Here is a 20,829-nt window from a genome sequence, read left to right as displayed (position 1 = left end):
GGCATGGTTCTGCGCACTTTTCAGATGACCACACAGGCCAAAACCACTGCTTTGATGAAACATTTGGCCATGCTTCATTAGTTGTTTATCGATAAATTAATTTCGCCATTATTTCCTGCAGACTGAGTTCTGCGCCGGCAATGGATTCATCAGCCGCGCCATAGTAGATTCTAACGGTGTCTTCCTCTACAACTACACCGCAAGTAAACACTACATTCGCAAAGAAGCCGTTTTTTTCGTAATCTTCTTCCGGTTCTAAAATAGGCTCTTCTGTTTTGGCGAGAATTTTGGTCGGATCATGAAGATCGAGCAGCACTGCTCCTAAACAATAGCGATGATTTTTATCAGCGCCATGATAAATCGCTAACCAGCCTTTCTCTGTTTTAAACGGGACTGCGCCTCCGCCAATGCGGCCGCTATCCCATCCTTCTTCACTGAGGCCCAGCAAGTATTGATGATTTCCCCAATAAAGAAGATTATCGGATTCTGCAATCCAAATTTCAGGCCGGCCAATTCCTTTTGGCACCGGGCGATGTAATGCATAGTATTTTCCATTAATTTTTTCAGGAAAAATAGCGACATCTTTATTTTCAGGAGGAAAAATTAATCCGAGACGTTCGTAAGTGACAAAATCTTTTGTCGATGCAAGACCTACACCAATTCCTTCAGCCGACACCGCACTATATTGGATATAATAAGTATCATCAATCTGGGTCACGCGCGGATCTTCAACTCCCCATGCTTCCCGTTCCGTTCCCGGATAGATGAAAGGGGTTTCATCAATGGTAAAGCGGCGGCCATCTTTGCTGCGGGCAATACGGATATACGACAAAGACGTCAGATAAGCGACTCTGCGATCCGAATCGTTGTAAAGGACAACTCGTGGATCGGAAAAATCAAACCTCGCGTCATCTTTATGCAGATCGACAACTTTTAGTTTTCCTTCTCCGCTCGAAAAATCAACAACAGGAGCTTTGAAAATCTTCGGATCTTTACTAATTGGGCGTTCAGCGACGCGAAGCAATAACAGCACTTCGCCATTGTACTGGGCGACCCCGGCATTAAAAACCCCTATCACTTCATGGTCGCGATGAAATGGTTTCACATCGTTCGGAGTAATTAGCGGATTTTCCAGAAAACGGTTGACTCTTACCATAAATCTCCTCCAACCTTTTCATTCACCAACATTGCAGTAGTCAAAAACTTTCTAAAACGTTAAAAGCGATGTTGACGCGCACCCCTTTTTTGAAAACGCTTTAAAATTGTCGCATAAAAAAGAGGCTGTACGATACTACGAATGGATTCAAATCTGTAACGTTACATTTTCTATTTGTAATTACAAAATAATTATTTCATCTTTCAATATGATAGTCAATACCCTTTTCGCGAATTACATTACAAAATATTAAATGCTGTTAAACTTCTGTGAAAAATAAAAAACTTGCATGAACAAAAAAGATACGTATATTACAAATGTAATGTCATCATGTATATTTGTAAGTTACATTACTTACATTGATTTTCATTGACTGGGAATCATTCTAGAAATGCTGAAACAGAACTACTTTCTCATTATTGCTTCCATAATCGTTTCTTTTCTTTCCAATTTCGTTTATTCTTATTACAATATAGTTATGGGATACTTGCTCTAAACAGGCATCGTTCCCTCTATGATACCGCTCAAGTGCAGTATGTTATCTCTGTCTTTGGTTGGTTCATGCAAATATTTATATGATGTTGCGAGAACAGCGGGTGTGGAAAATGAAAAAGAAAGTAACGATGCAAGATATTGCAGATCGATTAAATATATCGAAAAATTCCGTATCACAAGCATTAAGAGGAAAGCAAGGAGTCAGCGAAGAAACGCGGAGACTGGTCCAACGTGTTGCCGAAGAAATGGGATACCAATATCCAGGAGAGCGGAAGAAAAAGAAACAAGGAAAAACGGGGAACATCGGGTTAATCGCTTCGGATTTGACATTTTCCTTTAAAAATTTTTTTGGGGAAATTTATTTGAGCATTGAAAAAGAAGTGATCAAGCGGGGCATGAACTTGCACATTCAATCGGTCAACCAAGAACAGAAAGAACGGCTTATTTTGCCTTCATTTATCGAAAACAAAATGGTAGACGGCATCTTGATTCTTTCGCACATCAGCACAGAATACGTTAATAAAGTGATTGCCACTGGTATTCCGACGATACTAGTTGATCACCACCATCCCAATATTCAGGCAGATGCCGTATTAACAAATAACCGCTTTGGCGCCTACCTTGCCGTTCAGCATTTAATCGAGCTCAATCACCGCGACATCGCTTTTATCGGCAACATCGATTATTCGCCGAGTTATGAAGAACGATATGAAGGATATTTACTTGCCTTGAAAGAACATGGAATTAAACCAAATGAAGATTTTATTTTCACAAACGCAGAAGAAAAAGAAGAAGTCGTGCTCCAATATATTCGGCAATTAAAAAAACAGCCCACCGCATGGTTTTGCGCCAATGACGGATTAGGGTTTCTCGTTAATTCATGCCTGCAGCAGCAAGGCATTCAAGTTCCAGACCAAGCGTCCGTGTGCAGCTATGATAATGGCCAGCTGTCCAAAATAGCGAAACCAAAAACAACAACGGTCGATATCGATTTAGAATTGTATGGAAAAAGAGCAGTAGAACTGCTGTTTTGGAGAATGGAAAATAAAAACGAACCGTTCCAAGAAATTTTGATCTCATCCAAACTGATCAAAAGGGAATCTACCGCATTAGCGCCAAAATAACGATGAAATGGGCTAAATGCGGCGACAGGCACCAGCCTCTTGCCTTTTAAGCAGGAGGTTTTTTATTTTTGCTTCATTTCCATCTTCTCCGTTCTTCCTTGTGCATATCTTTGTGCATGCTTAAGCAAAGCGGCGTGGCGGTAACAGGAGGATTCCGCTGGGAAAAAGCCGATGCAAACGCGCCAAAAGAGCGGAACACAAACAAAAGGGGCAAGCGCTCCGCTCCTTTTAAGAATTGTTGCCGTCTTCAGCGAATAACGAGATAAACGCTTCATCAATATCAACAACAATGAATTCAATGTCTTTCACTGGTTGCAGCACTTCTTTGAAAATGGCGGCGACTTTTGTTTTATCCAAATTTCCTACCCCTGTTCCCAACGCGGGAAGGGCCACTTTGTCAATTCCATGCTTTTGACAGTAAGCAACTAAATTATTTAAGCATGTTTGAACAATATCATAAGAGGTCTCCCCTGCCGGCTCTTTCATCGTCACTAGATGGATGATTCCTTGAAACGGAAGGGTTCCCGCGCGGGTGACATAAAGGTCGCCGGGCTGCGGATTTTGCTCCTGACAAACGTGGATCGCTTCTTCTTCAATCTCGCGGCCGCCGGCTTTGCGAATCGCGGCTGCCACGCCTCCCCCCATCGGGCCGATTCCATTTGCCGCATTGCAAATATAGGAAACATCCTGAAGTTTCGTAATATCTCCGCGCACTGCTTTGATCATAATAATTCCCTCCTCTATATATTTTATTGTCAGTGGTGGCAGGCACCAAGCCTATCTTAAACCTCTCAGGGAGAAGGTTCCTTTCTAGCGTTGGCCTATTCATATCGTGATTGCATTCTTCATCCGTAATCCCGTAAAGGAGGAGCCCCTTTCTTTTTTTGCATTCACAATCCGCACCTTTTTAGCCGGAAACATCCAAACTAAAAACCGTCTTCATCATTCGCCCCCTCAACATCGCGATGGGCTGCTATGAAGAAGCGAAACAAGCTGTTCAAATGAAACAGGAGGGCTAAATAAATAGCCTTGGATTTTATTGCAATGATGCTGTTCTAAGAAGCATAACTGTTCTGCGCTTTCTACTCCCTCGGCAACCACTTGCAAGTTTAAGTTGTGCGCGAACGTGATAAGCGCAGACGTCAATTGAGCGGTATTCGGATTTGTTGCCACATCGAAAATAAATGATTTATCAATTTTCAATGTGTCAACGGAAAATGTCCGTAAATACCCGATGGAGGAATAGCCGACTCCAAAATCATCAATCGCGATGCGGACACCTATATCTTTTAATTCCTGAATGTTATGGATGACGCATTTTTCATCGCTCAGCGCAATATGTTCCGTAATTTCTATTTCTAAATGGCTTGCTTGCAACTTGTTTTTTTGCAGCAACTGGCTGATCAATGCGGTAAACTCATGATGCCGCAATTGCCGCAATGACAGGTTCACGCTGACGTATAAATAATCAAATCCGATTTCGTGCAATTGTTTTAAATGTTGAAGGGCTGTTTTTAATATATGCTTGCCAAGCGATACAATTTGACCGTTTTCTTCTGCAACCGCGATAAATTCATTTGCTGGAATATCTCCGATTTCTGGATGGTTCCAACGAGCCAAAGCTTCTAAGCCAATAATCCGTTTCGAAACAGTGTCAATAATCGGCTGATAACATAAAGAAACTTCTTTTCTTTCGATCGCGGTACGAAGCAGCTGTTCAATTTTTGATTTTCTTATTTTCTGTTGTTCCAATTCAGCCGTATAGAATGAAAATTGGTTTTTTCCTTTCTTTTTCGCATCATACATTGCCATATCGGCGTGCCGGATTAAGGTCATTTCGTCATCTCCATCTTTTGGATACACACTGATACCAACGCTTGTCGTTATAAAGACTTCTTTATTTTCAAGCTTAATCGGCTGGTTTAATGATTGAATGGTTTTGCAAGCTATTTCTTCAATATTAAAATCATTTCCAGATAAAAGGACGGCAAATTCGTCTCCACCTAAACGAGCGATAAAGCAATCAGGATGAATCATTGTCAAACGCTGCGCCACGTTTTTTAATAATAAATCTCCCATGACATGACCAAATGAATCATTAATGTTTTTAAAGTTGTCTAAATCCAAGTATAGTATAGCGATTCGGCTGTTATGTTCTTCTGCCTTTTTCAGTTCATTCTTAAGCTTTTCAATCAAATAGCGGCGATTTGGCAAATCCGTTAATGCATCATGGTAGGCTTGATACTTAATTTTTTCATCGTATTTTTTTCGCTCAGTAATATCACGAAAGACAATGACAGAGCCTATTACTTCTCCGTTATCGTCGATCATCGGGGTAGAGACATAAGCTATTGGCAGCAGCGTCCCATCTTTGCGAACAAAAAAATCCTCTTCTACGCGGTAGGCTTTTTTTAATTCCGCCGTCTGGCAGAGCGGGCATTCGCGAAGAGAATCGCATTGATGTTCACTGCCGCAATGAATTTTTTGAAACAATGCTTTTCCTAATAATTCATTTTTTTGATAACCAAGTAAACGTTCCGCTTCTTGATTGATAAACGTGATTTTTTTGTCTTTGTCTAATACGATGACCCCCTCACCTAATGACGAGGTGATCGTTTTCAAATATTTTTCCCGTTTTTTTAATTCTTCCTCCGCTTTTTTCTGGGCATCGTATGGCTCTTTTATGGTGGCAATGTATATTCCTTTCATAAAATAAATGTAACTGATTCCCTTGTACAAATGGCCTAAAAAATTTTGCAAGTCGTACACATTTTTATACAATGTAAACAAAAATTCGCTTAAAATTAAAAATACAAATGCTAATATAAGATCAAGATGGGCTTTTTTTGGCTGTTTCTTGTAGGAACACAACAGCATATATGCAGTGGAAGCATAAAAAAGAATAATAATGTATTCCAAGAAATTTTTTAAATTCGTTGTGCCTTTCCCATCGACCACGAGAATCGGAAGTTTCTGTTCATAGCGAATAATAATGTAGGAAATCACCAATACATAGAGAACCGAAAAAATAAACATCGTCTTTTTTTGCCTGCTTTGTACTTGTCTATCCGGAAAAAATATGATAAAAAAGAGCATGCACGCTTGCGTTAATCTGGCGGCAACCCAAAACCATGTAGCTTTTTGCGGAGAACTTTCAACAACGATTAAGCCGGGCATGCCTTTGTACGAAAGCGTGTGCAGTAAGTCGATGATACCGACGATAAGAAATACCACGGAATACCATAAGCGATATCGAGATAGATGTTGCGGAAAAATCATCCACCCTTGAATCGCGATGGACAACGAGACGGTGACGCTGAGGAATTCCAAAATGGTGTGCAAGGATAAATATTGGTTTGCTTCGGCGACAAAATATAATCCCTCACGAAACACAATGGTGGCCAAAAAAAATAAGACTGCGATGCCGGCAATCATTAACGCTTTTTTCTCTTGTTCATCCGAAATGCTGGGATTGCTCGTCATCGATATCCCCCCCTTTGATATCCAAATTAAAAAATAAAAAATTCCAAAATATTTATCTATTACAATTTTACTATATATAAAATATAGACTGCGTCAAGGATGGATCATGAAGTAGTTCTCTTCACAAAATATTCAAAAAATAAATGATCTCCCTCCTTATTCAGAGGGAGATCATTTATTTTACAATATTTTTTATGATTCCACCTGTACTCCTATGCAAACCTATTTGAATTCCGCCATGCGAAAATCTCTTTTTTTCCTCCTTCTTTTCCCGGCCCCGATTGTTCCATGCCGCCAAACGGTGCTTCCACCACAGCTGGAAAGACATCATTGATGCCAATCATTCCATATCCCAGTTTCTCCATAACCCGATACGCGCGATGAGCTGAAGCCGTAAACATACAGGACGCTGTGTCGTTTTTATTCATCATTCATTACGGCTATAATAGAATCTCTTAAGATTTGGAACATCTTTTCGATTTCTTGTTTGTTGATAACTAATGGCGGGGAAAATACGATCGTATCTGCATCACCGAATGTGACTGTCCGTAAAATTAATCCGCGTTGCCGGGCTTCATGGATAATAATCGGCGCTAATTTTTTCTCAAACCGTTCATTCGTTTGTTTGTTTTTAACAATTTCCAATGCTCCAATTAGCCCTAAAGAGCGGACTTCTCCTACAATCGGCAATTCACTTTGCAGCATTTTTAATTGTTTGTGAAGTTCTTCTCCCATTAATCGAGCGTTTTCCACCAGATTTTCTTCTTCAATAATTTGTATGTTTCTTAATGCAACTGCACACGCGGTAGGATGTCCGCTATAAGTAAATCCGTGAAGCAGTGTGCCTTCCGATAATTGGATAAGATCTCTATGAAGTTTTTCGCGAAGGACGACTGCGCCAAGCGGAATATACCCGCTTGTAATTCCTTTCGCAATTAACATGACGTCCGGAACTACATTCCAATGTTCGCATGCAAACATTTTCCCAGTCCGGCCAAATCCCGTGATTACTTCGTCGGCGATAAATAAAATATTGTTTTCATCACAAATTTTCCGGATTGCTTGGAAATAACCATCTGGCGGAATATTCACTCCTCCTGCCCCCTGAATCGGCTCAGCTAGAAAAGCGGCAATGTTTTCTGCGCCTTCTCGCTCAATGATTTCCCTGACAGAATCGGCGGAAAAAGTATCGGCGTGAATAAATTCAGGGGCAAGCGCTGTAGTCATATTTTGAAAGTCTTGAATTCCCGTAGCGCTTGTCGCACCAATGGCAACGCCATGATAAGCTTTTTTCCGGGAGATGATTTTCGTTTTGTTTGGATAACCTTTTAATTTCCAATAATGTCTCACTAATTTGTAAGCAGTGTCATTGGATTCTGAACCGCCAGACGTGAAAAAAACGGCACTTAAGTCTCCAGGGGTAATTTCAGCAAGTTTTGCAGCAAGCCTAATAGCAGGCTCGTTGCTAAACGTAGCAAAACAAGAAGAAAAAGCGAGTTGTTCCATTTGTTCCTTGGCAGCTTGTGCAAGTTCTTTCCGACCATATCCGACATTCACATTCCATAATGAAGCCATTCCTTCTATATAAGTTTTTCCGTTAATATCTGTTACATACACGCCATGCCCTTCTTTCAAAATGACGGCAGGGCCGTTTTCTTGTTGCTCTTTAATGGAAGAAGTAGGATGAATAAAGTGTTTTTTATCAAGTTCGGTAAGCTCATTGGTTAAAAGGTGTTGATTGCTCATCACTAATCGCTCCTTTATAATCTGTTTTGATGTTGCCAGGGATTTTGAATAGGAAATAGAATCCGATGATCCACCATATGAGCGTGATGGCCCATTCGTAAGGCCAAACTAAAGCTGACGGCATTCCCGGCATGTATAACAGGATGAAGCCAATGGATAAAAGCAATGCCACCCATCCCACAATGGAGCTCTTTCCAGCCTGGAAAGGCCGATGTAAATCTGGTTGTGTTTTCCTTAAGTAAAGAAACGCGCATGCGACAAAGAAATAAGCAACAACAATCGCAAGCCCGCCAGCGTCCACAAACCAAACAAGAGCAGGACGCCCTAATAATGGCGATAACGTAGAGAGAAAACCAATAAATAAAATGGCGTTCCCAGGGGTTTTGTATTTTGGATGGATTTTGCCAAACCATTTTGGTAACACGCCTTCTTCCGCCATGGCAAACATAATGCGGCTAGCACCGATAATAAAGGCGTTCCAGCTGGTAATAATGCCAGCAATCCCCCCAAGAATTAATATTTTGGCGAATATCGGAGAACCGAAAACAACCGCCATTGCGTCCGCGGTAGCTAATTTTGTGTTTTCTAACTGATCTGGACTGAGACCTAATGATACACTAAGGATAATAAGGATGTACCACATTGCCGCAAAACCAACAGATAAGATAAGGATTTTGCCAATCGCTTTCATGGGGATATTCATTTCTTCCGCCACTTGCGGAATCACGTCAAAGCCAACAAACAAGAAAGGTGTCATGATTAATACAGTCATTAATCCTCCGATTCCACCTGCCAAAAAAGGCTTCATATTTTCAGCACTTCCGCCGATAAATGAACCAAACGCAAGAAGCAGCCCGACTGCTACTAATACGATTGTCAATGTCAATTGAAGAAATGCCGCTTGTTTTACCCCAATCCAATTGATAAATGTAATTACAATAGAACCAATTATCCCCACCGCTGCCCATGAAATATAGACGTCCCAGCCAGCCAGTGTCCACATATAACCGAACTGATAATCGGGAAAAATATATTCTACTACAGTAGGAAGGGCAACCGCTTCAAAAGCAACAACCGAAATGTAGCCTAATAAAAGAGCCCACGAAACAATGAAAGCAAACCGTTTGCCAAGAGTTTCTTTAAGAAAAAAGTAAGCCCCTCCTGTCTTTGGAAATACGGTAGTTAATTCCGCGTAGGTTAAACCGACAAAAACGACAAGAATTCCGCCTAATAAAAAGGCAAGCATCGCACCGAAAGAACCTGCGCTTAAAATCCACTCATTGGTCAGAACTACCCATCCCCATCCGATCATGGCGCCAAATGCCAATACTAAAACATCTATTCTCGTTAAAACCCGGTTAAAATCTTTATGATTCTTTTGTATCATAGTAACCTCCTAACCGAAATATATCCGCTTTCACCACACTCTAGGAAAAAGCGTTTTAAGAAACAAACTGGCTGTTGCAATGATTAGCTGGTCGGAGAGAAGATCATTGCGGGGAATATTATGAAGCAGCAGATGTGAGCGATAGTGGATTGGTTTTAAGGCCAGTCGCATTTTTAAGAAAGAGCTTAGGCGAAGGGCTGGTATCATTGATAAAGATTTGCGCTCCGTTTTTTATCAGGGTTGGAAAGATTTCTTTTGCCCGCCTCCTTTCTATAATGAAGGTAAATGAACTGAATACATCGTGAAAATGTTGTCATTCACCTCCTTGATTTGATAAACAAAAAAGCCAATATTTTCAATTTCACAGCATGGTTTGTGAAATGAAAATACCGGCTTCTATCTGCTGATACTAATCTTGCGGGATTAGCGAGCAGACTGAACAGTATTTAAAAATATATATTTGGCACAGAAAGACAAGTCATAAGCGAGCGCCAAAGGCAAGTGAATTTGACGCAAAAATGCCCATTGACTCGTTTAAACAAATCCGGCAAGAATTTGTTTTCGAGTTCAATATTAATGATAATAAATTCTGAATAATTTGTAAATATATATTAAGATTTTTTCTGTGCATTTATGCATCCGTTATGCGTTTTGCAACACGTCCACACATCCATAAACCAGCCACCCTCCGGCAACAAGGCGGCCGGTCTTTCTTCACAAATCCGCTAATGCTATTTTCATGCACTTTCAATGATTCCGCTTTCCGTCCAAATTTTTGGATGAGGCAGCGGCCGGTTGCTTTTTTTATTTCCATGATTTCGCTGGCGGAATAGCTTGCGGCAAATAACAAAACCTCCCGTCAGCTTTCCGGCGCAGCAGGCGCCTGTGGCCTTACCTTCTGCAAAAAGAAAATGCCAAGGAGCACCATCAGCAAAAGCGATCCCATCGCCAACCGATTGGCAATGTTTCCGTACGAATGAAAAAGGAGGGTTATGCTTCCATAAATCGCCGGACCGATGATGGCCGACACTTTTCCGGAAAAAGCGAACAGTCCGAAAAACTGCCCTTGCTTGTCTGGCGGGGAAAGTTCGACAATATATGTTCTCGAAGTGACCCACATTGCTCCTAAACTGACGCCGAACAAACTCCCAGCAATCCAAAAAGAAAGCTTGGAAAAAGCAAGCACCCCTGTCGCCAGTGCGATGCACATCACGATGCCGACATACAAAACCGCTTTTTTGGCTCCCTTGCTTCTCGTAATGTAGCCAAAAAGAAAGGAACCGATAATGCTTGAAACCGTGGAGACTAAATATAAAAGAATGAACTCCCCTGCCGTAAACCCGGCAATGACTTTGGCATAAACGGACATGATAGCGATCGTCGTCGCCACCGCATCATTCAAAAAGAAATAAGCAATCATGAACGTAAAAATGTTTTGATACTTTTTCATTTCTTTCAATGTCGCATAAATATCCCGATAGCCCGCAAAAAATCCGGCTTTTTGCTTTAACGCACCGGCTTTTTCGGCTTCTTCTTTGACAAAGAAAAACAGCGGGAAAGAAAAGAGGAGAAACAAAAGGGCGCTTGGAATAAAAGCCTGATAGTAATCTTTTTCGCCAACAAACGGATATACGGCAAGCCCGACAAGCGTTCCGACATATCCGACAGCAACGCCAAAACCGGAGATAAGCGGAATTTCCTGTTTATTCCCCAAACTGGAAATCATCGAATCGTAAAAAACGAGGCTCGAGTGGTAAAAAAACTTTGCTGCGACAAATAAAAGCACAGTTATGACAAAAGACGCCGGCAAGCCAAACATGACATTCGCATGATTCGAATATCCGGCAACCCCCATAAGCAAAGTCGCCGCAACCGAAAGAGCGGTAAATATCCCAAGCCATTTCTTTCTTCTCCCGGTCCGGTCAATCCATGTGCCATATAAAGGAGAAAATATCACTAAAAAGAAGGAAGCTAATGCATTCGCATATGAAATAAATGTACTGGCGATCTGGTTCAAGCTCTCGCTTTTTCCCACCGTTTCCGAAACATAAAGCGGGAAAAAAATCGTGTTCACATTCGAGGAAAAAATCGTATTCGCAAAATCATACAACGCCCACGATAAAACCGGCAACGAAACATACAGCTTCCAGCCCTGCTGCCTCTTTGTCTCATACGAATGCGAGGCAATCTTCTCCACTACACTCTCCCCCATTCTGTCGGTGATCAAACGGCCGCAAACCGTTTATTCCATATATAGATTACTTTGTATATTTAATGATTTTGTTTCATGGATGTTAATTTTTCCGAAAAAATGCCTCTTTATATTTTGCAGAATATAATTAATATTTTAACAAATAGACGTACATTTGTATATTATCATCGTTTTCCGGACAACGAATGGGTGGAGAAGATGGCTGTTACCCACAAACACAACACTTGCTTTTCATTTTAAGCAATGGCAGCAGGCACCGGGCCTAATGGACATGATTGCATTTCAAGACATTCCAACACGGCAAATCCATCGTCTGCTCTTTCCAAGCCATTGATGAGGCATTTATGGACATCAGCCATGCACAAGCACCGAGCCAATTTTATGGTTTGATTAATTTTAAACCTTCTTCTATCTTTTCCTTTGTCAACTCACCAGAAACTTTATCGACAATTTCCCCCTTGGAATTAATGAAAAAAGTGGTCGGTAAATTTTGCACTTGATACTGTTCTACCACTAATCCATCCCGATCAAGCAAAATCGGAAAGGTTACTTTTTTTCGGGCAATATACTGATGGACAAGGCGAGTTGGTCCCGCTGCATTGATCGCCAATATTTCTATCCCTTTTTCTTTATACTGCTGATAAGCCTTTTCAAGATAAGGCATTTCTTTTTCACAAGGAGGGCAATATGTGGCCCAAAAGTTAATGAAAACACCTTTTCCGCGAAAATCTGACAATGTTTGTTCCGTGCCATGCAAATTTTTTAACGTGAAATCAGGCGCTGCATTTCCAACTTTCGCGGCAATCACCTCTTCTGTCTCATACAGATTGCTATATAAAACATATCCTATTGCCGCTAACAAAACAGAGGTAATGACAAAATGGATCATAAAATGGCCCCTCTTCATAAACCGCATCCTCCTCCCCCTTTCCTCGAATTGGAATCTTTATTTTAAGCTACACTGCCTTTTCCCGATTGTTTCAATTTCATCCTTTGATTTCCTATATCTATCCTCCATATACTTATTCCAAACACAAAAGTTCAGAAAAAAGATAGACTGCAAATCCGAAAGCACAGACCGCCATATAAATCTTTCGCCGAGATTTCACCAGCACATTGCCGCGGCCCAAAACATCCGGAATCAGCCACAGCCAGGCCGGATAAGCAGCTATGGTGGAAAAGAAAGAAATTGGACTCTCCATTTCTGCTTCAGTTCGAAAAGGGATATTTTAACAAAACCAATTTAATCGGTATCTTCCTTTAAATTAGTCCAAAACAACAGCCGTTTTTTTAGCTTTTCAAATAACAACAAGGCAATCAAAATAACAGCACTGTTAAAAATGATTCCCGCAATCACATAATCGTATTGAGCGAAATCTGTATAATATTGAATGAAATATCCCATCCCCGATTTAGCGCCAAACATTTCTGCCATGGTTAAAATCAAGAAAGACATGGTCAATGCTGAACCTGCCCCGCTTAAAATATGAGGAGATGCTGCCGGGATAATCACTTTAAACAAAAGATCATTGCCTTTTAACCCTAAAGTTTTTGCATTATCCAAATATTGTTTTTCAATGATTAAAACGCCGTGAAGTGTACCTAAAAAAATATGCCAAAAAGTTCCGATGAAAATTAAAAAGATCGAAGCCGATTCAAAGGTTGGCAATACAGCAATGGCGTACGGAACAAATAAAGTTGGCGGAAGAGGGCTTAACAAATGGACATAGGGCATTAAAACGTGGCGGACCCGATGATGAAGCCCCAACAATAAGCCCCCTCCTATCCCCAAAATGATTGATCCAATATAAGCAGGGATTAGCAGCCGTAAGGAACTTACTAATCCCAACAATAATTCCTCTATGTTTTGAGTAAAAACACGAAAAACTTTACTTAATGTCGGGAAAATAACAGGATTTAAATTTCCATATCTTGTGATTAATTCCCATACAGCAATGCCGGTGATACCGATCAATATCGTCACATAATATTGTTTAAGAAAATTCCTCATCTTCTGGTCCTCCCTTAACTTTGTGTTGATGCCAACTGAAACAAACTGCCCATCGGAGGTCCGTGCAAATATATTTATTTAAAGATTTTGCTTATTAAATCTATCTAATAATTTTTGATAATAATCTTTATCTTCAGGATATTCATTCATTAATTCTTCCAGCGCTCTTTCATAAAGATCCAGATTAATATAGTCGTTAAGGTCAATCCCGTCGGCATTTTCAATATAGCCGATGGATTTCATTTGCTCCCACATTTTCTTAACTTCTTTGCTATTAGGATCCGGCGAATAATGGGAGTGTTCTTCATTGACGATAGAATCTACTGTTTTATCATCCAATTTCAAATGTGCTTTTGCGGCTGCTACTGCTTTTTCCGGATGTTCATTTTTCACGCGTTCTGCCCGGATTAATGCTTTTAAAAGCCGTTTGAAGGCTTCCCCTTTATCTTCTGACAATAATTCCTTTCTTGTCACAACCCGGCAGCATACATGAGACGGATTTAAATCATTGCTCCAGCCAACGATGGCCAAATTCTGTTTTAATGCTTGTAAAAGGATCGTATTTGCTGCAACCGCCACATCGACTTTTCCGCTTGAAATGGCTTGAAGCAAATCTCCCGGTGTTTTAAATTCAATAATTTCCAGATCTTTTTTCCAATCGATTCCTGCTTCTGCCAATGCTGACCGGAAGACAATATCAGAAGTAAACATGCGAATCGTTCCTACTTTTTTTCCTTTGTAATCTTCCAATGTTTTGTATTTATCTTTATCTTTTGGCTGGGCTAAAATCGGGTGCCCGCCTTCTAAATGGCCGCCAATGATGGAAAAGTCAGCGCCTTTTGAAATAAATGTTAATGGGGCTGCTGTTCCAAATGTTAGACCCACATCGATTTTTCCGGCTTGCAGCGCATTTAATCCGTCTGCCGATGAGGCAAAGCTGACGCCTTCCACTTTCAGATTTTCATCCTCAAAAAACCCCTCATGATTTGCTACGTCAAATAAAGGTGCACCTTGACCATGCAAGTAACCCACTTTTAATTCATATGTTTTTTCCTTTTTTGCTTCGCTTGAATTCGCTTTTTCTGCATCTGTTCCACATCCTGTTAATGCCAATGATGCTATAAGAACAGCTAAAACTGGTTTCACACTAATGCGGAAAAATTGTTTCAACTTTCTCTCCCCCAAATGTGCATTTTTAAATTCCATCTCCATCAGAACCTACTGCGTGTTGCTCTTCCAAATTGTCCAACAATCCTTGATTCATGATCGTTAAGACATGTTCTCTAAATTCCATAAATTCACTGCTACTAAACAGCGTTTTCCGGTTTCTCGGCTTTTTAAATGGAACATCAACACTGGTTGTAACAGCTCCTTTAGCACTTGAGCCAAGCGAAAATATCACAATCCGATCTGCTAAATAGATGGCTTCATCGGCATCATGGGTTACAAACACAATCGTCCTGTTGTGAGCGCGGCTGATTTGTAACAATAAATCTTGTAAATGGATTCGTGTCAAAGGGTCCAAGGCACCAAAAGGTTCGTCCATCAACATTAAATCTGAACCAAATGCCAGCGCCCTGGCAATGGCGGCGCGCTGCTTCATTCCCCCGGACATTTGACCGGGATATTTTTTGGCCGCATCGCTTAATTGAACAAGCCCTAAATATTCCCTAGCAATATGTTTCAATTCTTTTTTCGTTTTCTTTAATTTTTGTTTAAGAGCGAGGATAATATTTTCTTCCGCAGATAACCAAGGGAATAACGAATAATCTTGAAAGACGACGCCGCAATCTGGAAGTTTCTGTGTCGTTGGCACTCCATTCACGATTATTTCTCCTTTGTCCGGCTGCTCCAGACCGGCTATCAGTCTTAAAAAAGTGCTCTTTCCACAACCGCTTGGCCCCATTAATACTAAAAATTCGCCTTCTTTCACATCAAGATGAATGTTCTTTAAAATTTCGGCACCTTCATAACTAAAATAGAGCGATTTTACTTCGATTTTTTTCTTCACATATTCCGCGTGGTCAATGGGCTGCTGCACCGCCACCACTTCGCTCATTTGTCTCCCCCCTTTTTCTATCTTCATATTTTTTATGTAATTATCTAAAGACCGTACCAACAAGACTACACGTAATTGCGGCAAAATCGGGAGAAACCAAGCAGCTGGTAACTAAGTTCATGTTTCTTCCGCAGAATTGCGCCACGCAAAAAAGCAGCTGCCGTCACAGTTCTCCTTTCTCTATGTTAATTATAAGTAAACAAATATGATTAATTATATTTCAGATTATATAGTCATACAGACGGCTTGTAAAATTGAAAGAAATGAATTGTATTTTCAAATTAATTGAAGATATAGGCACATCGCTCCACTCTCATGCATTCGAAAGGGATCGCATCTTCCATCAGCCTTACTGCATTTTTGGATAAATCAACAAACATGCTAACAGGCATCCTTCCTTACCCTTTTCCGCTGATGGCACGGCACTGGTGTCTTTTCGGGGACATTCCGCTTTCCAGATGCATTTATCACCGGATCGCCGTTTGGTTTGTTTCTTTTACCTAAATATTGGTTAATATAAATGATGAAAATGTTCCTCGATATAGAAGGCAAAGGATGGATCAAACCGTGTCAACATATGCGAATCAGAAACGGGTTATTATGCTTCTTATTGATTCTTTAATGTATCCGCCTCTGGAAAAGGCAGTAAAAGAGGGAGCCGCTCCGGCATTCCAATTTTTTATGGAAAACGGAAAAGTTTTTCCAAACATCGTGAGCCCTTTCCCGACGATGTCTGTAACGGTTGACAGTTCGCTGCTAACAGGCACGTATGCGGATATTCATAAGATCCCTGGGCTGGTATGGTTTCATGAGGAAGAAAAACGGCTAATCAATTACGGAAGCCACATCAGAGAACTGATTAAGCTTGGCCTCATCCGCTCGCTCAAAGACGTTATATATCATCTTAACAATCATCATTTAAGCAAGGAAATTAAAACGATTCATGAGGAAATGTCTTTGCAAGGAAAAGCAACCGCTTCCATTAATGCCCTTGTTTATCGCGGAAATACAGAGCATGATCTTCAATTGCCAAGACTGCTGACATTTTTCCCTTCTTGGAATAAGGAGTCGAAAACAAACGGAAGCCGGCTGTTTACATACGGATCCTTTTCCAGGATCAGCCCTTTCAAACGAAACGGGCATTTCTGGCAAAAGTTTGGGTTTAATGACCGTTTTTCTGCTCAAGAATTAAAATATCTTATTGAAACTAATTCCCTTCCTTCTTTTACCATTGTTTATTTTCCTGATATGGACAAAACCGTCCATAAAAACGGCCCGATGGATATAAAGGGAATCAGCAAAGTAGACAAACAGCTGCAAAACATATTGGATTGCTATGATTCTTGGGAGGAAGCTTTAAAAGATCATTATTGGATCATCATGGGAGACAACGGCCAGGCTCCGGTTGGTTCCGACCGGAACAAAGCCTTAATTGATTTAAGAAAATCGCTTCACTCTTATCAAATCATGGCATTAAAAGATGGGGTAAAAGACAGCGATGAAGTGGTGCTTGGGGTGAATGAACGAATGGCCTTTATTTATACATTAAACCCTGAGCGCGCGCCGCTTCCAGATATCGCACAAACACTGCAAAAGGACGACAGAATCGATGTCATTGCTTGGATGGAAAAAGAATCTATCCACGTCATATCCGGAGTCCGCCAAGGAAAACTGATGTTTCAACCGAATGGAGACTTGGTGGATGAGTATGGACAATCGTGGGATCTGGTAGGAGATGCAGGCGTTTTGAATCTGACGGTAAAGAACCATCAGATTTTTTATGATGAATATCCGGATGCATTAGCCCGATTGCACAGCTCGCTCACTTCCCATCGAGGAAATTATCTCGTCGCCAGCGCGAAGCCAGGATTTGAATTTATCGGTGAAGGCTCTCCCACTCATGTCGGTGGGGCAAGCCACGGGGGGCTTCATAAACAAGATTCATTAGTGCCGATGATTGTAACTGGCACCGATTCATCCCCAAAACATTTGCGCATCATTGATTTAAAAGACTGGATTTTAACCTTGATTGATTAATGCAGACAATCATTCCGCCTCCCGCTGGCACCTCTCCGCCAGCAGGAGGCTTTGCATTTTCTTCTGTTATCTCTCGGTTCCTTTTAGAATTCGGAAATGGTTCGGTCCTTGCCAACCGAAGGATTTTGGTCGGTACGCGGCTGTTCCATTGGCTAGGACGCTCTTGCTGCAACAGCTGTTACTGCCTTTTGGCGAACGGGCTTTTTTCATTAACAACTCAAAAGGAAATCGCCTGTTCGTTATTTCCTCTCCAGTAATGTTCATATTGTTCCTTCTTGTTATTTCCGAAGGTTCCGAGACCATTGTTTCTTTGGTAAAAACCAATGACTTCTAATCACAATAACGTTTAAATTCGTCTTACATGTGCAATAGCGCATTCTTGAGCCTTTAAAAACCGAGCTTTTTTGCTACTAATATCGCTGGAAGCATGCCATCCACCGGCTGAATCGTTTCATCCAACGATCACAAACCTGGCATTGGATAAAATCATCTCGATCAGCTTACCCGTTGCCTTCAAAATCCCAACCGCCATCGCCAAATCAGACATCGGGCCCTGCTTTTTCCGTTCCAGCGGAGACAATACACAATGAGTCTTTACTGAAAGCATAAAACGAAGCAAGAACATGTTCCTGTGCCTTTTTCATCGGCGCATCTGGCACCCTAACAATCACCATGCCGCAACTCCCGGCATTTTCTGCACTTCCGCCTGCCCCCGATACTCTTCCAACCCTTTAACCCAATGCTAAAAAGCTTCACCGCCACTCATCCTTTCCTCTCAACCATAGAACATTCATTTTTATTTATCATTGTAATGCCTTTTTTCTCTTTCATTACTTCGGGTGGCGGCAGTCACCAAACCTGTGGAGATTCAAAAACTCATCGACTTGGATTCCTGCATAACCTTAATGAGAAGAATTACTGCATTCCTTTCGCCATATTCACATTTTTATTTTGCATCTTGCCTTTGCGTTCGATGATCTAACCACATGATTGTTCGCAACTTGCAAGCCTTTTTTCTTCACCCTTTCCCCGTTCCTTTGATGTACTCGTTTAGGAGCAGTATAGACACAAGAATACAGTTTGATTAAACATGGCCAAAATTGCAAAACTGAATTTGTATAATTGTGCAAATGAACAAGAAAAATCATTCTTTTACCAATAGCTTTTTTATTTTCTAAATCATATAATACACGATGAAAGCGCTTTGATTACTGTTGTTACTGTTCTTTTGAACATATTACAGAAAAATTAGCAAGTAATTGTTCGTTTTTTAGGATGATCTGTGTACACTGAGATTAGTCATATGCTAAAAAATTTAAGGAATCTGACTTATCTCAAACCCACACTCATATCTGCTCTCATAAGTTAATAAGTTCACCATTTCACAAATTCATAAAAAAGGAGGCTATGACACATTACAAAAAGGCAATTGCATCTACTCTTTTATGAAAAATGCAGATAAAAAATGTCCAATTGCAAACACCATTCACGCTTAAATCTCAAAAAACAGGATTCTGAAAAACGATTTTTTCATCCAGCGTTTTGGGAATAAACCTGTTAATTTAAAAACTCCTACGGCAATATGCCGATTGACGAGTTCAACATTTTAGGCACACTATCCGCTAAAAAAGATAATACTTTTAGCAAAACGAATGGTATTTATTAGAATATATAGAATTATTTAGGTAATTACCAACTTTCCTTCAAGAGGATTCTAAATATACTATGCGGGGAGGATTTAATTATGGATACGATAACAATTAGCTGGATTGGTGCTTTAATCGGACTAGCCTTAGCCATTTTTTTGATACTAAAAAAATTGAATCCATTATATGCACTATTTTTGGGTGCCATTGTCGGCGCATTGATAGGTGGAGCAAATTTAGATGAAACGCTGAATACTATCATCAGTGGTACGCAAAGTGTTATGGGAACCGTCATCCGCGTCCTTGCTGCAGGGATTCTTGCCGGAGTTATGATGGAGTCAGGTGCGGCGGAGACGATTGCATTATCTATTGTTCAAAAATTTGGTGAGAAAAAGGCACTTATCGCATTATCACTAGCAACGATGATTATTACTGCAGTCGGTGTGTTTATTCCGGTTGCCGTACTGATCGTTGCGCCTATCGCTTTATCCATTGGGAACAAGACAGGTATTTCTAAGCTGGCTTTATTAGTAGCACTATCTGGCGGTGGAAAAGCAGGTAACATTATTTCCCCAAATCCAAATACCATTGCCGCTGCTAATGGATTTCAATTGGAACTAAGTGATGTCATGATTAGAGGGTTAATCCCGGCCATTTTTGGGCTAATCATGGCGGTCGTTCTGGCTTCCCTTTTGAAAAAGAAAGGGGCCAAGGTGGCAGATGCAGAGGTCGTACATAATGATGCACAAATGGCCAATTATCCTCCACTGAAAAAAGCGATTGTTGCGCCATTAGTTGCGGTCATTTTGTTAATGATTAATCCAATTATTTCTATACTAAAAATTGACAGTTTAGCAAGCTTCAAAGTTGATGCGATGTATATTCTGCCATTAGCTGGTATCATCGGTATGGTGGCAATGGGACAAACAAAAAATATCCTCAAATATACAGCTTCAGGTCTAGAAAAAATGACACCAACTGTATTGATATTAATTGGGGCTGGAGCCATCGGAGGATTAATATCACACTCTGATTTGTCCGAGCAAATTGTTAACATCATTGATGCTACAGGCATTTCTGGAACATTTTTAGCACCAATAGCAGGTATTTTAATGGCGGCGGCAACAGCATCAACTTCAACAGGTGTCATTATTGCCACTGGATCGTTTGGGGAAGCCATATTAAATATGGGAGTTTCTCCACTTGATGCTGCTGTCATGGTTCATGCAGGAGCCACTGTCATTGACTCACTCCCACACGGAAATTATTTCCATGTGACAGGGAATAGCATGAATATGTCGCTTCAACAACGCATGTCTGTTGTTGGCTACGAAGCGATCGTCGGTGGAACAATGACCATCGTTGCAACGATATTATACGGATTTATTTTATAATTTCAAGTCATTAAAGAGCAGCACGATGTTGCCTTTGATGATTTTGAGCAAGCCTTTCTCTGCAATCATAAAGCTAGCG

At 40.7% G+C, this 20,829-nt stretch carries 15 protein-coding genes; 3 read left to right on the top strand and 12 right to left on the bottom strand.

All coding sequences use genetic code 11. The annotated features are described in order from the left end of the window. Positions 1-85 precede the first annotated feature (85 nt). Positions 86-1,156 (bottom strand): BtaManbiosPhlase, encoded by a 1,071-nt coding sequence (locus AOT13_RS04115; protein ID WP_042384221.1) that lies wholly within the window; start codon positions 1,154-1,156, stop codon positions 86-88. A gap of 605 nt (positions 1,157-1,761) precedes the next feature. Here AOT13_RS04115 and AOT13_RS04110 point away from each other — a divergent pair. Continuing rightward, positions 1,762-2,775 (top strand): substrate-binding domain-containing protein, encoded by a 1,014-nt coding sequence (locus AOT13_RS04110; protein ID WP_042384223.1) that lies wholly within the window; start codon positions 1,762-1,764, stop codon positions 2,773-2,775. A 228-nt stretch (positions 2,776-3,003) separates the two neighbouring features. Here AOT13_RS04110 and AOT13_RS04105 read toward each other — a convergent pair whose 3' ends face one another. From AOT13_RS04105 to AOT13_RS04055, 10 genes are all read right to left on the bottom strand, one after another. Next, positions 3,004-3,501, bottom strand: coding sequence for a macro domain-containing protein (locus AOT13_RS04105; RefSeq protein WP_042384226.1), 498 nt, complete (start codon positions 3,499-3,501; stop codon positions 3,004-3,006). Positions 3,502-3,729: 228 nt separating this feature from the next. After that, positions 3,730-6,258 (bottom strand): bifunctional diguanylate cyclase/phosphodiesterase, encoded by a 2,529-nt coding sequence (locus AOT13_RS04100; protein ID WP_042384228.1) that lies wholly within the window; start codon positions 6,256-6,258, stop codon positions 3,730-3,732. A 212-nt stretch (positions 6,259-6,470) separates the two neighbouring features. Beyond that, on the bottom strand, positions 6,471-6,623 hold the full coding sequence (locus AOT13_RS04095) for an aldehyde dehydrogenase family protein (RefSeq protein WP_232511561.1): 153 nt from the start codon (positions 6,621-6,623) through the stop codon (positions 6,471-6,473). Positions 6,624-6,678: 55 nt separating this feature from the next. Next, positions 6,679-8,004 (bottom strand): aminotransferase family protein, encoded by a 1,326-nt coding sequence (locus tag AOT13_RS04090; RefSeq protein ID WP_013401818.1) that lies wholly within the window; start codon positions 8,002-8,004, stop codon positions 6,679-6,681. After that, positions 7,976-9,391, bottom strand: a complete 1,416-nt coding sequence (locus tag AOT13_RS04085; RefSeq protein WP_042384233.1) for an APC family permease — start codon at positions 9,389-9,391, stop codon at positions 7,976-7,978. Before AOT13_RS04085 ends, AOT13_RS04090 begins: the two co-directional genes overlap by 29 nt. An 859-nt stretch (positions 9,392-10,250) precedes the next feature. Next, positions 10,251-11,588 (bottom strand): MFS transporter, encoded by a 1,338-nt coding sequence (locus AOT13_RS04075; RefSeq protein WP_080695325.1) that lies wholly within the window; start codon positions 11,586-11,588, stop codon positions 10,251-10,253. A 394-nt stretch (positions 11,589-11,982) separates the two neighbouring features. After that, positions 11,983-12,510: a thiol-disulfide oxidoreductase ResA gene (gene resA / locus AOT13_RS04070; protein ID WP_042384239.1), complete on the bottom strand. Its 528-nt coding sequence runs from the start codon at positions 12,508-12,510 to the stop codon at positions 11,983-11,985. A 336-nt stretch (positions 12,511-12,846) separates the two neighbouring features. Next, a complete protein-coding gene (locus AOT13_RS04065) occupies positions 12,847-13,614 on the bottom strand; it encodes an ABC transporter permease (RefSeq protein WP_042384243.1) in 768 nt (255 codons plus the stop codon). Between the two features lie 78 nt (positions 13,615-13,692). Beyond that, a complete protein-coding gene (locus AOT13_RS04060; protein WP_042384245.1) occupies positions 13,693-14,784 on the bottom strand; it encodes an ABC transporter substrate-binding protein in 1,092 nt (363 codons plus the stop codon). 25 nt (positions 14,785-14,809) lie between these two features. Further along, complete coding sequence (locus AOT13_RS04055; protein ID WP_042384247.1) at positions 14,810-15,673, bottom strand: ABC transporter ATP-binding protein; 864 nt, start codon at positions 15,671-15,673, stop codon at positions 14,810-14,812. A 555-nt stretch (positions 15,674-16,228) separates the two neighbouring features. Here AOT13_RS04055 and AOT13_RS04050 point away from each other — a divergent pair. Further along, positions 16,229-17,710, top strand: coding sequence for an alkaline phosphatase family protein (locus AOT13_RS04050; RefSeq protein ID WP_173662671.1), 1,482 nt, complete (start codon positions 16,229-16,231; stop codon positions 17,708-17,710). Positions 17,711-18,249: 539 nt separating this feature from the next. On the opposite strand, the gene AOT13_RS21200 is transcribed toward AOT13_RS04050, so the two are convergent. After that, the gene (locus tag AOT13_RS21200) at positions 18,250-18,384 is read right to left on the bottom strand and encodes a hypothetical protein (protein ID WP_255210109.1); all 135 of its coding nucleotides are present in this window, start codon (positions 18,382-18,384) and stop codon (positions 18,250-18,252) included. Between the two features lie 1,070 nt (positions 18,385-19,454). On the opposite strand from AOT13_RS21200, the gene AOT13_RS04045 reads away from it, so the two are divergent. Further along, entirely contained in the window at positions 19,455-20,750 is a 1,296-nt protein-coding gene (locus AOT13_RS04045; RefSeq protein ID WP_003253550.1) for a GntP family permease, read from the top strand. The last annotated feature ends 79 nt before the right edge of the window (positions 20,751-20,829 follow it).

It is taken from the genome of Parageobacillus thermoglucosidasius (assembly GCF_001295365.1).
Taxonomy (GTDB): Bacteria; Bacillota; Bacilli; order Bacillales; family Anoxybacillaceae; genus Parageobacillus; species Parageobacillus thermoglucosidasius.
Note: the sequence above shows the minus strand (reverse complement) of the source record. Positions and strands in the feature narration are given on the sequence as shown.